Here is a 14,446-nt window from a genome sequence, read left to right as displayed (position 1 = left end):
GCATTAAATTATAGGCATGAATATTAAGAATGCTTTTATTTTACTAAAAAAATATAAATCAAAAATCACAATATTGTTTGTTATCACCACATCTTTTGCTTCAATAATTGTAATGTTTTCTAGTCTTGCATATATGCAATCAAATTCAAAGAAAATTAATTTCAACCTCAAAGAAAAATTACAAAAAATCAAAAATACAAATTTAATGAAAACACAAAAAAGTCTAAAATTTAATAATTTAAAACCCAAATTCTATCTCATAATTGATGATGTTGGCTATGATGAATTTATGTTAAATGAATTCATCAAAATTGACTTAAACATCAATTTTTCAATCATACCTTTTTTGCCAAAATCAATGGATTTTTACAATAAACTAATAAACAAAAACAAAATCACAATGATTCATTTTCCGATGCAATCAAAATATAAAAATTCAATAGAAAGATTTCATATAAACATCAATGATAACGAATCTGTAATACGAGACAAAATTGAAAAAACATTCAAAACTTATCCCAATGCAAAGATCATGAATAATCATATGGGAAGCCTTATTACCTCAAATGAAAATATAATGAAAATTATTCTAATGAAACTTAAAGAAAAGAATAGATACTTTTTCGATAGCTTAACTACTACAGACAGCATATCTGTACAAATTGGTAAGCAAATTGGAATCATGGTAGAGCAAAGAGATATATTTCTTGATAACAAAGATAATGAACAAGCGGTCATTAAAGCGCTTGGTCGAGCAAAGCAAATAGCAAGAACAACAGGTATTGTAAAAGTAATAGGTCATATTTGGTCAAAAAACACGCTTAAAATACTAAAACAAGAATCAGAAAGTCTAAATAAAGAATTTGAATTTAAAAATCTAATATACCTTTATCAAAAAGAGGAAAATAATGATAGTGCTTGGAATCGAGAGTTCATGCGATGACTGCTGCGCAGCCATAGTAAAAGATGGTATCAATATCTTGAGTAATATTAAACTTAGTCAACAAGAACACAAAAAATATTATGGTGTAGTACCAGAAATTGCTTCAAGACTACACACAGAATTTATCATGTCTGTTTGTCAAAAGGCAATAAAAAATGCTCAAATTCACACATCAGATATTGATTTAATAGCAGTAACATCTAAGCCAGGACTTATTGGCTCCCTAATTGTTGGGGTTAACTTTGCTAAAGGTTTGTCACTTGCCCTTAAAAAACCTCTAATTTGCATTGATCATATTCTAGGTCATCTCTATGCTCCTTTAATGGCTAAAAAAATAGAATATCCTTTTCTATCTCTAATCCTTAGTGGAGGACACACAATCCTTGCAAAACAGAATAACTTCGATGAAGTTGAAATACTTGGACGTACACTTGATGATGCTTGTGGAGAAGCATTTGATAAGGTAGCAAAATACTACAAAATGGGCTTTCCAGGTGGACCAAATATAGAAAAACTTGCCATAAATGGCAATCAATATGCTTTCAATTTTCCAATTACAATTTTTGATAAAAAAGAAAATAGATATGATTTTTCATATTCAGGACTCAAAACAGCATGCATACATCAACTTAAAAAATTTAAAGATAAAAATGAAAATATAACAAACAATAACATTGCCGCAAGTTTTCAAAGAGTAGCTTTTGAAAATTTAATTGTTCCAATTAAAAGAGCAGTCAAAGATACCAATATAAAAAAATTAATCATATCAGGAGGTGTTGCAAGTAATCTTTATTTAAAAGAAAGAATCAAAGAGCTTAATATAGAAACGTATTATCCTCCTATTGACCTTTGCACGGATAACGGAGCAATGATTGCCGGAATTGGCTACCTTATGTATTTAAAATATGGAGCAAGTTCAATTGATACTGATGCAAATTCAAGAATAGAAAACTATAAACATAAACAACCAAATCAGCATCCAAAAGGAGTCATCCTATGAAACGAGTACTCGCTATGCATGATATTTCAACTATAGGACGGGCATCACTTACAATGTGCATACCTGTTATATCATCATTTAACATGCAAGTTTGCCCATTTGTCACTGCCGTTTTATCAGCAACAACAAACTATAAAGGATTCGAAATAATAGATTTAACAAATAAGTTAAAAAAATTTATTTTATCCTGGAAAAATCAAAATGAAAATTTTGATATATTCTATAGTGGATTTCTTGGAAGTAATAATCAACAAAAAATAATAAAAAATATGTTCCAGTTATTCAAATTTGATAAAATCATCATTGATCCCGTCTTTGCAGATAATGGAACACTATACCCTACTTTTGACAAACAAATCATAAGTGGATTTAGAAGTCTAATAAAACATGCAGATATCATAACCCCTAATATCACAGAATTAAAGATGTTAACTCAGACTAATAGAATAAAAACTAAAGACGAAATAATAAAAGCAATATCAAGCCTTGACACAAAAGGAACGGTTGTAGTTACAAGCGTAGAAAAAGGAAATCTCATAGGCAATATTGCTTATAACCGTAAAACAAAAGAATATTTTGAAGTTTTTTCAGAGCAATTAGAACAAAATTTTAGTGGTACAGGTGATTTATTTGCAAGTCTCCTCATAGGATATTTGGAAACGTTCGATATAGAATCTGCTTTAAAAAAGGCTACTACAGTTATTCATTCAATAATCAAATATTCAATTAAAAACAATGCGTCGAAAAAAGAAGGTATTCAAATTGAGCAATTTTTAACAAACACTTTCTAACCCATTAATATAATTTAATACAAAATATTACAGCCCTCTTTACAAGTTCAAACAATTATTTTCAATAATAGATCAATAGTTTAATCAAAGTTTAATACAATATATAAAAGTTGCATTCAGATGCATTATTAAATTAAAATAGAATAATTACTATATATATAAACTTAAACCAATATATGAAAAATAATATGAAAGATAAAAAAACTATTTTTTTTACAGGTGGAGGAACGGGAGGACATATCTTTCCAGGCATAGCAATAATTTCAAACTTAAGAGAACTTGATCCAAATATTAAATTTTTTTGGATAGGCAAAAAAAACTCAATGGAAGACAAAATCATAAAAGAATATGAATATATTAAGTTCATTTCAATTCCATCAGGAAAACTTAGAAGATATTTTTCACTACAAAATATTACTGATTTTTTTAAAGTCATACTTGGAATAATCAAAAGCTTTTTCATAATAAAAAAATATAAGCCCCAAATTGTATATGCAACTGGAGGATTTGTATCGACCCCTTCAATCATTGCAGCAAGATTACTTAGGGTAAGAAGCATAACTCATGAAATGGATCTTGATCCGGGACTTGCAACAAAAATAAATTCAAAATTCGCAAACCAAATACATATAAGCTTTAAAGAAAGTACAAAATACTTCAAAAATAAAAATATCTTATACACAGGATCACCAATAAGAAAAGAATTCTTAAACCCAAATCCAAATATTATCCAAAATTTAACTCAAAATACACAAAAGCCCATCATTAGCGTACTTGGAGGTTCACTTGGAGCAGAAGTTTTAAATAAATTAACTCTTAATATCAAAAATCAAATTGATGCATATTTTATTCACCAATGCGGTAATAATCTAAATACAACTCAAGAAAATAATTATTTAAGACGTCAATTCTTTAATGCAGAAGAAATGGCAAGCATAATAAAATTTTCAAACATAATAATAAGCAGAGCAGGAGCGGGTGCTATTAAAGAATTCGCTAATGCTGGTGCATGTGTAATCTTCATTCCATTTGTAAAGGGTTCAAGAGGAGACCAAGTCAGAAATGCAAAACTACTAGAAGAGCAAAATGCATGTTTAAGAATAGACGAAGAAAACCTAAATGAAAACGAAATTATCAATATAATAATAGAGATTTTAGCAAATAAAGAAAAATTTAACACACTTAGAATTAACATAAAAAAATTTCACAATCAAGAGTCATCAAGCTTAATAGCCAAGCTATTGCTTAAAAATTTAAAGGAAATAAATGCTAGTTAACAATCCTTTCAAAATAACCGGTATAGTTGACATATTAATAATAATAATTTTTTCATCACTAGGACTTAGGGGATTTTTGCGTGGATTTATCAAAGAAATTGCTGGATTTGTTGAGATTTTTACTTTAATATTTTTACTTTATAATAAAACCAATGATTTCAAAATATTAATCTCACCTATTCTTGATCTATCATACGTACAAGCATTATTAGTATTTTTTTTAATAATACACGTAGGATTTTTAATTTTACAAGCATTAATTGAATCGATAATAAATCATCTCAGATTATTATTTTTTAACAGGCTCCTTGGACTAATTCTCGGTTTATTTGAAGCTTTTGGAATAATTGCAATTGTAGTATACATAATTCATTCACAACAAATCTTTAATCCCAACTTATTTTTAGGAGGAAGCAAATTGCTTGAATATCTTTATCCTGGAATTAACTATCTCTTTAAAATATCAAAAGGATAATAAAAAATATGGATAAAACACCTGAAATGTTGAAAGAAATAATTAATGAATATGAAAATGGTAGCTTGCCAAATGCAATACTATTTTGGGGAGACAGATTTTCTTTCAAAAAGACAACAGCAATTGCACTAGCAAAAAAAATTTTAAACACAAAAAATTTAACAAATCCAAACTTAATAATCTTCTCAAGTCTTAACACTGTCGAGGCAAAAGCATACCTTAGTGTAAATTCAAATGAAGTTATAAATAAATATTTGGAATATGTTAAAAATATTATTTTTACCAAATACAATTTTAGCAGCGACAAAAACTTAAAAAAAATAGAAACAAAGATCAATTTTGTTAATGATATATACTATAAAAACACATATAATGAGACAATTACACAAGAACTCATTAAAAAAATTGAAGAAATAATAAAAGACATAAATTTTAATATTACCATTAATGACGTTAGGAAAATTAAGTCCTGGGCATTATCCGAGAAAAATAAAATAAAGATAATTTATATCAATGAAATTGAAAATTTAAGCTTTAATGTCTATAATGCATTACTTAAAATCTTAGAAGAGCCTCCTTCAAACATTTACTTTATTTTATCTACAAGAAACAAAAACAAGATCCCAAAAACAATCTTATCAAGACTCAGGGTATACAAATTTAAAAAAGAAAATAGAGATTTTGAGATTGCAAAATTCAAAGTCACCTTTAATAAAAATTATGAAATGACAACAGAAGAATATTTCAATTCATTTTATAGTGAAGAACACATAAAATTAAAAGAAGAGGTCAGCAGAATTTTAAATATCATAAAAGAAAAACAAAGTATATTTAACCTTGACACATTCAATTTCCTGAAAGATGAAAATACGCTGAAATTACTCCTACAAGAACTTATAAACCAGCTTAGAGATGAATTCTTCAATCACAACCTCAATATTCATACATATCTAAAAAGATTAGAATATTTAAAATATATATTAAAATACAGTCCATATAATCAGAATAAAAAATTAATAATCGAGAATTTAATGCTAAATTATGAGGATTAATGAACAGCTTCTTAAAGAAAACTTTAACAAAATTAAATAAATTATCAAATGAACAAAAACTTAAGTTTATTCAAGATATTTATAAAAAAATAGAAATATACGATGGTATTTTTGCATCCATTAATGAAGGAATCTTAGTACTTGATAAGCTTAATAACGTAATTTATCTCAATAAAATGCTATTTCAAATTTTAGCCATAAATCCTAAGTATAAATTAGCAACACTTAAAGACATTCAAATCCCAACTTTAACTAATTTAATAGAAGAGCTAGCAATAAATGAAGATAAAATAATAGGATTTGAAGTACAAATTTCCACAAATATATACATTAAAGTATCATTTATGCCATATGTTAGGAACCAAAAACTTGAAGGCAATATTATTCTAATTGAAGATATTAGGGAAAAAAAACATAAAGATGAACTCTTCAGAAGAGCTGAAGCTTTGGCTGCTTTTACACGACATGCAAGAAATATTGCACATGAGATCAAAAACCCTTTAGGAGCAATTGATATAAATTTACAACTATTAAAAAAAGAAATAGACAGACAAAACATCAAAAGCACAAAAGCAAATAATTATTTCCAAATAATAAAAGAAGAAATCAACAGAATGGATAAAACTGTGACAGATTTTTTATTCACAGTCAGACCAATAAAAATAACCCCAGAGAAAAGATATATTACTAATATAATAAAAAGTGTATATAATTTATTAAATCCAAAATTACAGAATAAAGATATCAAATTTTTACTCAACTTAAAGAAAGTAAGTCCCGTTTTAATAGATGAAAAACTCATAAGACAAGTAATAATTAATATAGTAAAAAATGCAGAAGAAGCACTGCTTGAATCAAAGAAAAAACTAAAGAAAATAGAAATTTCTACACATGAAAGCAAAGAGGAAATATATATTACTATCAAAGATAATGGGGGGGGATAAAGAATGAAACAAAAGATGATATATTCAAGCCTCAATTCAGTACAAAGGAAAGTGGAAGTGGTATAGGACTTACGATTTCTTATAAAATAGTTAAAGAACATGGGGGTGAAATTTTTGTAGATAGCAAAGAGATGAAAGGAGCAGCTTTTACAATTACACTTCCAAAATTAAATACAGGCAAAATTCTAATTGAAGGATGTTTAGAAGATGAGTAAGCTACTAGTAGCAGATGATGAAAAAAATATACGGGAAGGAATTGCAACTTATCTTGAAGAAGAAGGATATTTTATATTTACTGCTAGTGATGGAGACGAGGCCCTTGAGACAATCGAAAATGAAAAAATTGATGTTATAATATCTGATCTCAGAATGCCTCAAATATCAGGTGAAGAACTATTAAAAATCGTAAAAGATAAAAACTTAAATATACCCTTCATTATTCTCACAGCTCATGGAACTGTTGATTCAGCCGTTGATGCTATGCGAGAAGGCGCTTACGACTTTTTAACAAAACCCGTTGACCTTGAAAGACTGTTACTCATAATAAAGCGCGTACTCAATGGCAAAAACGAAAAAAGACATGAAAGTATATCTCAAGACAATGTCATTATCCGAAAAGATTTAAATTATTATGAGCGCATATTCGGAAAGTCTCTTATAATGCAAAAAACTTTAGACCTTGTAAAACAAATAGCTAAATCAAAAGCATCCGTATTAATAACTGGAGAGAGCGGTGTTGGAAAAGAAGTAATAGCAGATGCCATATTTGATTTATCAAATAGGAATGATAAGCCTTTTATTAAAGTTAATTGCGCTGCTCTCTCTGAAAGCATACTTGAAAGCGAACTCTTTGGACATGAAAAAGGAGCATTTACAGGTGCAATATCTCAAAAAAAAGGTAGATTTGAATTAGCAGATAAAGGAACAATATTTTTAGACGAAATAGTAGAAATATCACCTGAAGTTCAAGTAAAGCTATTAAGGGTACTTCAAAATAAAACATTTGAACGAGTAGGTGGAGAGACTACTATGAAAGTTGATATCAGATTGTTAACAGCAACCAATAAAAATATTGAAGAAGAAATTAGAGCTGGTAGATTTAGAGAAGACTTATTCTACAGACTTAATATAATCAATGTCAATATCCCGCCATTAAGAGAGAGAAAAGATGACATAGCAAATTTAACAAAAATACTCATTAAAGGTGTAGCAAATGAAAATAACAGGGAAGAAAAAAGTCTCTCTCACGATGCACTAAAGGCACTCTATACATACGATTGGCCAGGAAACATTAGAGAGCTTAAAAACGTACTTGAAAGTGCATTAATACTATCTAAGGGAAAACAAATTGTAAAAGATGATCTACCTCCTAAGCTTAGAAATAATCTAAATCAAATAATAAAAATAACATTACCAGTAGGCATAAGCTTAAGAGAAGCAGAAAAAGAAATAATTAAGCAAACACTTTTACATTCTAGAAACAATAAAAGCAGATGTGCTGAGATACTTAAGATAGGAAGAAAAACATTGCATAATAAAATAATAGAATACAATTTAGATTAAAAAATATTAGTCATTTAAACATAAATAAATATAAAAATTTAAGAATAGTTTTTTAAAATTAACAAAACCCAAACAAATAAAATACTTATAACCTCTACTTTAAAAATCCAACAGGATTAACAGGTGCATCTTTTTTCAATATCTCAAAATGCAAATGCGGCCCTGTTGAACGACCAGTCCGGCCCACCCTACCAATGGTGTCTCCTGTTTTCAGGATATCTCCTTTATTTACAATATAAGAATTAAGATGGCCATAAAGAGATTTAATGTTGTTTTTATGTTCAACTAAAACAAAATTACCATAAATATCATTATAACCAACTACAACTACGACACCATAAGATGAACATAAAACCAAAGAATCTATTGGTGCTGCAAGGTCTATACCCGTATGAAAACTTCTAACACCAGTAAAAGGATTGGCCTAAATCCAAAATCAGAACTAATAATAAATCTCTTTAAGGGAAAAATGAACTCAGAATTTAAAAAGAAAAGCATCTCTGTACTTGAAAGATAACTTAATTCCGGATGTTTAAGAAAATCAAAATAATAAAACTCATTAATTTTGTTATTCCTCCTAATTTTTATTCTCTCTGCCTTTGTTAAATCCCTTGCTGCTAGAAGTAAATTATTAAATCTATGCTCCTTATTATTAAGAATAAAAAGCCCTTTTTTACTAGGAATCAAAATCTCTTGCCCTTCCTTTAAAAAAGGAGTATCTAATAAATTGATTGTCGCAATACTAGCTTGCCAGCCATTTACCTTATTTGCAATCTTAAAAAAGGTATCACCATTTTTAACCTTATATGAATAAATAAATAAAGGAACATTTTCTCTCTTATTATATTTAGCAATTTTTGATTTAAGATTATAAAAAATAGGATCTTTATTTGAAAATTTTTTTATCTCTGGATAAGAATAAAGACAATCAAACTGCAACACAAAGAAAATAAATCTTAAAAAGAACACCAATTTATCCATAGATAAACTCCAATTAATTAAATTTAATATAATAAAATATTAAAAAAAAAGAAATAATAAATAAACTTGTAAATAAATAAAAACTATATTAAACTAATCTTAATTATGGAATTAAACGAATACCAAATAAAAGCTAAGCAGACTGCCAAATATAAAAATAAAAAGGAAGAACTAATTTTAACAACTCTGGGACTGGCGGGGGAAACAGGTGAGGTCGTAGAAAAAATAAAAAAATTAGGTCGTGATAAGGATTATATACTTGATGATGAATATTTAGTGTCAATCAAAAAAGAACTTGGCGATGTGTTATGGTATATTTCAAATTTAAGCAATAATCTTGGGTTTACACTTGAAGATGTTGCTATGACAAATCTAGAAAAATTAAAAAAACGACATGAAAATGGCACAATCAATGGTGAAGGTGACGAACGATAAAATCCTTTTAAACGCACTTATTTTCGTGTATAAATTCATACATAAAAAATGATAATTATCTATATAAAAGGTTTATTAATTGGTATCGCAAGCATAGTACCAGGAGTCTCAGGTGGAACCCTGGCTTTAATTCTAGGAATCTACTATAACATAATATATTCATCTACAAATCTTATAAGACTGAAGAAAATAAAAGAAAACTCAATTTTTCTTGGAATATTATCACTTGGAATATTAACTTCATCAATAATACTTGCAAAAACGTTGAAAAACTATATGTTAGGTTCAACAATAAGAGAAGCATATCTAAATGCACTTTTTATAGGATTAACTACAGGCAATATATTAACATTAAAGAAAGAAATAAATACCAAAACAGAAATAAATAGACAAAAAGCTATTACAAAATATTTTTTATTTTTAACTGGATTTCTAGCCATGCTGTTTCTCTTGATACTAAAAACGTATAATATATCATTAAACATAGCAGCATATCAAGATAAAAACTCAATTCAATATTATTTACTAGTCGGTAGCTCAGGAATAATAGGTGGCTGTGCGATGATCCTGCCTGGTATCTCTGGTTCACTTATATTGTTAAGCCTTGGAACTTACAAAGAAATTATTAGCATCATTTCACAATTTTACATAATACCATGCATAGTATTTGGTATATCTACAATAATAGGAATAGGCATTACAATACTAATAATTAAGAAAACAATAGACAAACATCTCGTGAAATTTCTTTATTTATCTATAGGCCTAATTTTGGGGTCAATCATACAAATGTTCCTTATGATAATAAAACTTAATGCCAACCCTACTTTAATGTTTAAACTATTTGCAAGCCTCATGTTTATTTTAGGAATTTATATAAATAAAATACTTGAAAACAAAAAAATAATAACATTCAAACTTTAAATACCGAAAACCGGACTTGAACCGGTACGGAGCTTCCCCCTCAGGATTTTAAGTCCTGTGTGTCTACCATTTCCACCATTTCGGCATCGCTAGTAATGATATAACAATGAAATAATGATGTCAAGAACTTAATATTAGTAAAATTTACTTAATCAAAATACGTTTTGGAAAATTACTCAGATAAAAATTATCATATAAAAAGCTCAAAATAACATATGTCAAAGAATAAAGCGATATTTGCGCTGCAAAATTAGCATAAACTCTATCATCAATGGCATTAATTATATGCAAAGGATTTTTTGAGTCATAAATCAAACTAAAATAACCATTTTTAATAATCATATCCAATACGCCAAAATTATGTTTACCTAAAATAAAAAGCAAATTTTTATATCCATAACCCAAATATGTTATCTGATCATCGACAATAGAAATATCTAAATCATCAACAATTTCATCATCGAAATTAAAAACAACAATGCCATAATGGTTATCATTAAAAATGAAATCAACTACTACTCCTAACTTATATTCATAAAATCCTTTAATGAAATCTAAAATCTGAATTTCAACGTTATCTTTAGCAAGAATACTAATAGAAGAACTATTATTTTGTTGAATAAAATATGCATTTTCAAAACTCCCAAATGAGACTCTATTATTGATAGATCCAATTTCTTTTTATTACCCAGATTCTTAATAATAACCAAATCAAAATTTGACAAAAACATATTATAAGCCACGTCTACCAATGAATTTAAAGAAGTAAAATTTTCTGCCAATCAATAATACCAAATTCCAAAATGCTAAAATTCCGTTTAGGTATACTACAAGATAAAATCAAAAAACTAAGAAATAAATTTTTCAAGTTCAAGTCTAGTTGTCACAATCTTAAAGACAAGACCATATTTCATTGCGGATTTACTATCCAACCAAAAATCTCTGTCAGTATCTTTTTCAACTTTATCAAGCTTTTGAGAAGTTTCTTTTGCAATAATATCATTAAGTTCACTCTTAACCTTATTAAGCTCATTTGTATAAATCTCAATATCTGTAGCAACTCCTTTAAAACCACTTAAAGGTTGATGTAATAAATACCTAGCATAAGGCAAAGAAAATCTACTCTTCGAACCTGCAGCCAGAAAAATCAGAGCACCTGCGCTTGCCACAAGCCCAACCCCAATTGTAAAAACCTTAGGCTTTACAAAGCGTATCATATTAAAAATTGCAAATCCAGCATCAATATCGCCACCTTCTGAATCAATATAAACAAATATCGGTTTATTGCAATCTGATGCCTCTAAAAATAATATTTTCTCTTGAAATACCTTAGAAGTATCTTTATCAATCTCTCCTGTAATAACTATTGCCCTACTCTTTAATGCAAACTCTAATGATTGTTGTTGTATTTCTGTTTGTATTTTCATATCTTTAAAATCCATAAACTTACCTTTTCAATAAAAATAATGTGATAAATATTATAATTAAAAACAAAAGGTTTTGAAACGTCAACATAAATATAAGAACGATATATTCCTATACAACTCAATACAATTGAAAAGCAATAAGCCTCTTAAAAGCAATCTAAGCTTTAACGGTTCAAAATCTTAAGAATTTTACAAATAAATTGCTTAAGTAAGGAGTAATTCTTTAAAATTATAAAGCAAAAGATATATGAAAAGGAATATCTATGGAATATGAATTTGCAGTAATTGGTGGAGGTATTGCTGGGAGCACTTTAACTTATGAGCTACTTCAAAGAAAAAAAAGTGTAATTCTCTTTGACAACGGAATTGAGAAAGCAACAACTGTAGCAGGGGGACTTATTAATCCTATTATGGGAAGAAAAATGAATATTGCCTGGAGAGAACCAGAAATTTTTACATTTGCAATTCAATACTACAAAGAAATGGAAACGCATATTAACTGCAATTTCTTGAAAGAAAATCTCATTTTTAGACCATTTACTACAACAACACAAAAAGAAGAACTGCTTACAAAAATGGAAAACGATGAAAATATAAAAGATTTTATCATTGCAATAAAAAAAGGTAAAGTATACGATTTTTCCAATGATATTTACGGAGGCATACTAATAAAGGGAGCAGTAATGAATACTAACTTATATATACATGCTCTTAAACAGTATTTTTTAAAAAAAAATGCATACATAAAATCAGAAGTCAATGAAAAACAAATTAAAATAAATGCCAAATATTTTACAATCAATAAATTTAAATTCAAAAAAGTAATATTGACACGGGGATATAAAGAGAAAATTACAGGCTTATTTTCATATCTTCCATTCAAACTAGCAAAAGGAGAAATGCTCATAATAAAAATTCAAGACTTACATCTTAGAGAAATTTACAATAGATATGTATCACTAATTCCCCTACAAGACAACAAATTTTATCTTGGGGGAACTTATGAATGGCAAACATTAGACACAAGCACAAATGAATGGGCAAAAAACGAATTATTAGCTAAGCTTAAAAAAATTACAAACCTAGATCATAAGGTAATACAGCACAAAGCACACATAAGACCCTCTACATTGGATCGAGAACCTTTTCTTGGCGAACATCCAAAGCACAAAAACATATTTATCTTAAATGGATTTGGAACAAGAGGAGTATCAATGGCAGCATATTTATCTAAAAAAATTTTAGATTATATTGAAAATAAATCTAAGCTCCCAACTCATTATGATATTAAAAGATATGAAAACTTATATAACACTTTGGAATAACAAAGTTACATGATATTGACAACTTTCTCTTAAAACCTAATTTTAATAAAAAATTTGTATTTAATTTACATTAATATTTCGAAATTCAAAAAAAAATAATATAATATTTAAATGCATAAAAAGCTAAAATTTTACAATCAAAATACTGTATACCAATTTTTTGTTCAAACAAATACTCTATCTCAAATACTAAGGAGAGTAGTACTATTAAAGTAAAAAATTATTTCAAAAAAATAAAAGACATCAACACAAACTGTATATTCATTTTAAAAACCAATTTTAAAACGTATCTTGACATGTTGTTAACAACAAAGAATGGGGAGATTGTTTTTGAATTTTAATATTCATATTCTTGGTACAGGAGGCACAAGACCATTACACAATAGATATTTAACCTCTGTATTAATAGAATACCACGGTGAAAGCTTCCTATTTGATTGCGGAGAGGCTACTCAAATGTCTCTTAGAAAACAAAAAATATCATGGCAAAAAATCAAAGTAATTTGCATTACACATTTACATGCCGATCACATAACAGGTTTACTTGGAATAGTAATGCTGATGGCACAAAGTGGGGGGACAAGAAAAGAACCTCTAACTATAATTGGACCCATTGGAATCAAAAAATATTTAGAAACAAATATTGAACTTTTACGAGTACATAAAAATTATGAGATAATATGCAAAGAAATAACAATCAATAAAACAGAACCTACCATATACGAAGATAAAAAGAAAAAAATTGAATATATAAGGCTTAAACATTCAATAGACTGCGTTGGGTATCTATTTATAGAAAAAGACAAACCTGGTAAATTCGATACTCAGAAGGCAGAAACTCTAAATATACCAAAAGGACCTATCAGAAAAAAATTACAAGAAGGACATGAAGTAATACTTAATGGAAGAACAATTTTGCCTAATGAAATATTAGGTGAATCTAAAAAAGGGATAAAATTTGCATATATTACAGATACGGCTTACTTTGAAGAGTTAAGCAAATATATTGCAAACTTTAATTTAATAATTATTGAAAGTACATTCAAAAATGATTTAAGAGAAGAAGCTAAAAAAAAATTACACCTAACAGCAAAATTAGCAGCAAAAATTACAAAAAAAGCAAAAGTCAAACAAACAGGACTGATCCATTTCAGTGAAAGATATACGCTAAATAAAGATTTATACGAATTACTAGATGAAGCACAAAAAGAATACCCAAATGGAGAAATATTTTTAACAAAAGATGGCATGAAACTTACAGCGGACAAAAATAAATTTATTATAAAATAATAATATCTAAGGAGATAGC

Annotated in this window: 13 protein-coding genes, 1 tRNA gene and 2 pseudogenes; 12 read left to right on the top strand and 4 right to left on the bottom strand. The window is 27.8% G+C overall.

The window, feature by feature from the left end; translation table 11 throughout:
* The first annotated feature begins 16 nt into the window (after nucleotides 1–16).
* From ACWUD1_RS03975 to ACWUD1_RS03940, 8 genes and pseudogenes are all read left to right on the top strand, one after another.
* On the top strand, nucleotides 17–943 hold the full coding sequence (locus ACWUD1_RS03975) for a divergent polysaccharide deacetylase family protein (RefSeq protein WP_472756498.1): 927 nt from the start codon (nucleotides 17–19) through the stop codon (nucleotides 941–943).
* Entirely contained in the window at nucleotides 909–1,943 is a 1,035-nt protein-coding gene (gene tsaD, locus ACWUD1_RS03970) for a tRNA (adenosine(37)-N6)-threonylcarbamoyltransferase complex transferase subunit TsaD (RefSeq protein ID WP_472756497.1), read from the top strand. Before ACWUD1_RS03975 ends, tsaD begins: the two co-directional genes overlap by 35 nt.
* On the top strand, nucleotides 1,940–2,734 hold the full coding sequence (locus tag ACWUD1_RS03965) for a pyridoxamine kinase (RefSeq protein ID WP_472756496.1): 795 nt from the start codon (nucleotides 1,940–1,942) through the stop codon (nucleotides 2,732–2,734). The genes tsaD and ACWUD1_RS03965 overlap by 4 nt, the downstream gene beginning before the upstream one ends.
* 188 nt (nucleotides 2,735–2,922) lie before the next feature.
* A complete protein-coding gene (murG, locus tag ACWUD1_RS03960; RefSeq protein WP_472756495.1) occupies nucleotides 2,923–4,011 on the top strand; it encodes an undecaprenyldiphospho-muramoylpentapeptide beta-N-acetylglucosaminyltransferase in 1,089 nt (362 codons plus the stop codon).
* Nucleotides 4,001–4,486, top strand: a complete 486-nt coding sequence (locus ACWUD1_RS03955; protein WP_472756494.1) for a CvpA family protein — start codon at nucleotides 4,001–4,003, stop codon at nucleotides 4,484–4,486. Before murG ends, ACWUD1_RS03955 begins: the two co-directional genes overlap by 11 nt.
* 8 nt (nucleotides 4,487–4,494) lie before the next feature.
* Nucleotides 4,495–5,538 (top strand): hypothetical protein, encoded by a 1,044-nt coding sequence (locus tag ACWUD1_RS03950; protein WP_472756493.1) that lies wholly within the window; start codon nucleotides 4,495–4,497, stop codon nucleotides 5,536–5,538.
* A pseudogene (locus ACWUD1_RS03945) lies at nucleotides 5,538–6,697 on the top strand (two-component system sensor histidine kinase NtrB). Before ACWUD1_RS03950 ends, ACWUD1_RS03945 begins: the two are co-directional and overlap by 1 nt.
* A complete protein-coding gene (locus ACWUD1_RS03940) occupies nucleotides 6,690–8,045 on the top strand; it encodes a sigma-54-dependent transcriptional regulator (protein WP_472756492.1) in 1,356 nt (451 codons plus the stop codon). Before ACWUD1_RS03945 ends, ACWUD1_RS03940 begins: the two are co-directional and overlap by 8 nt.
* A 94-nt stretch (nucleotides 8,046–8,139) precedes the next feature.
* On the opposite strand, the pseudogene ACWUD1_RS03935 reads toward ACWUD1_RS03940, so the two are convergent.
* Nucleotides 8,140–9,026: pseudogene (locus ACWUD1_RS03935) on the bottom strand (LysM peptidoglycan-binding domain-containing M23 family metallopeptidase).
* 105 nt (nucleotides 9,027–9,131) lie between these two features.
* On the opposite strand from ACWUD1_RS03935, the gene ACWUD1_RS03930 reads away from it, so the two are divergent.
* Nucleotides 9,132–9,461, top strand: a complete 330-nt coding sequence (locus ACWUD1_RS03930; protein WP_472756491.1) for a nucleoside triphosphate pyrophosphohydrolase family protein — start codon at nucleotides 9,132–9,134, stop codon at nucleotides 9,459–9,461.
* Nucleotides 9,462–9,509: 48 nt separating this feature from the next.
* Entirely contained in the window at nucleotides 9,510–10,385 is an 876-nt protein-coding gene (locus ACWUD1_RS03925; RefSeq protein ID WP_472756490.1) for an undecaprenyl phosphate translocase family protein, read from the top strand.
* Between the two features lies 1 nt (nucleotide 10,386).
* On the opposite strand, the gene ACWUD1_RS03920 is transcribed toward ACWUD1_RS03925, so the two are convergent.
* From ACWUD1_RS03920 to ACWUD1_RS03910, 3 genes are all read right to left on the bottom strand, one after another.
* Nucleotides 10,387–10,470 (bottom strand) — tRNA-Leu (locus tag ACWUD1_RS03920).
* 59 nt (nucleotides 10,471–10,529) lie between these two features.
* Complete coding sequence (locus ACWUD1_RS03915; protein WP_472756489.1) at nucleotides 10,530–10,790, bottom strand: hypothetical protein; 261 nt, start codon at nucleotides 10,788–10,790, stop codon at nucleotides 10,530–10,532.
* A 443-nt stretch (nucleotides 10,791–11,233) separates the two neighbouring features.
* The gene (locus ACWUD1_RS03910) at nucleotides 11,234–11,827 is read right to left on the bottom strand and encodes an ATP-dependent Clp protease proteolytic subunit (protein WP_472756488.1); all 594 of its coding nucleotides are present in this window, start codon (nucleotides 11,825–11,827) and stop codon (nucleotides 11,234–11,236) included.
* A gap of 248 nt (nucleotides 11,828–12,075) precedes the next feature.
* Here ACWUD1_RS03910 and ACWUD1_RS03905 point away from each other — a divergent pair, with 248 nt between their 5' ends.
* Complete coding sequence (locus tag ACWUD1_RS03905) at nucleotides 12,076–13,137, top strand: NAD(P)/FAD-dependent oxidoreductase (protein ID WP_472756487.1); 1,062 nt, start codon at nucleotides 12,076–12,078, stop codon at nucleotides 13,135–13,137.
* A gap of 330 nt (nucleotides 13,138–13,467) precedes the next feature.
* Nucleotides 13,468–14,427 (top strand): ribonuclease Z, encoded by a 960-nt coding sequence (locus tag ACWUD1_RS03900; RefSeq protein WP_472756486.1) that lies wholly within the window; start codon nucleotides 13,468–13,470, stop codon nucleotides 14,425–14,427.
* Nucleotides 14,428–14,446 lie beyond the last annotated feature (19 nt).

Source organism: Borrelia tillae (assembly GCF_055693965.1).
Note: the sequence above shows the minus strand (reverse complement) of the source record. Positions and strands in the feature narration are given on the sequence as shown.

What these genes read in the sequence shown, in the direction of transcription:
- tsaD (WP_472756497.1), top strand. Translation starts at nt 909, where the DNA reads ATGATAGTGCTTGGAATCGAGAGTTCATGCGATGACTGCTGCGCAGCC.
- ACWUD1_RS03955 (WP_472756494.1), top strand. Translation starts at nt 4,001, where the DNA reads ATGCTAGTTAACAATCCTTTCAAAATAACCGGTATAGTTGACATATTA.
- ACWUD1_RS03940 (WP_472756492.1), top strand. Translation starts at nt 6,690, where the DNA reads ATGAGTAAGCTACTAGTAGCAGATGATGAAAAAAATATACGGGAAGGA.
- ACWUD1_RS03950 (WP_472756493.1), top strand. Translation starts at nt 4,495, where the DNA reads ATGGATAAAACACCTGAAATGTTGAAAGAAATAATTAATGAATATGAA.
- ACWUD1_RS03925 (WP_472756490.1), top strand. Translation starts at nt 9,510, where the DNA reads ATGATAATTATCTATATAAAAGGTTTATTAATTGGTATCGCAAGCATA.
- ACWUD1_RS03975 (WP_472756498.1), top strand. Translation starts at nt 17, where the DNA reads ATGAATATTAAGAATGCTTTTATTTTACTAAAAAAATATAAATCAAAA.
- ACWUD1_RS03910 (WP_472756488.1), bottom strand. Translation starts at nt 11,827, where the DNA reads ATGGATTTTAAAGATATGAAAATACAAACAGAAATACAACAACAATCA.
- murG (WP_472756495.1), top strand. Translation starts at nt 2,923, where the DNA reads ATGAAAGATAAAAAAACTATTTTTTTTACAGGTGGAGGAACGGGAGGA.
- ACWUD1_RS03930 (WP_472756491.1), top strand. Translation starts at nt 9,132, where the DNA reads ATGGAATTAAACGAATACCAAATAAAAGCTAAGCAGACTGCCAAATAT.
- ACWUD1_RS03965 (WP_472756496.1), top strand. Translation starts at nt 1,940, where the DNA reads ATGAAACGAGTACTCGCTATGCATGATATTTCAACTATAGGACGGGCA.
- ACWUD1_RS03905 (WP_472756487.1), top strand. Translation starts at nt 12,076, where the DNA reads ATGGAATATGAATTTGCAGTAATTGGTGGAGGTATTGCTGGGAGCACT.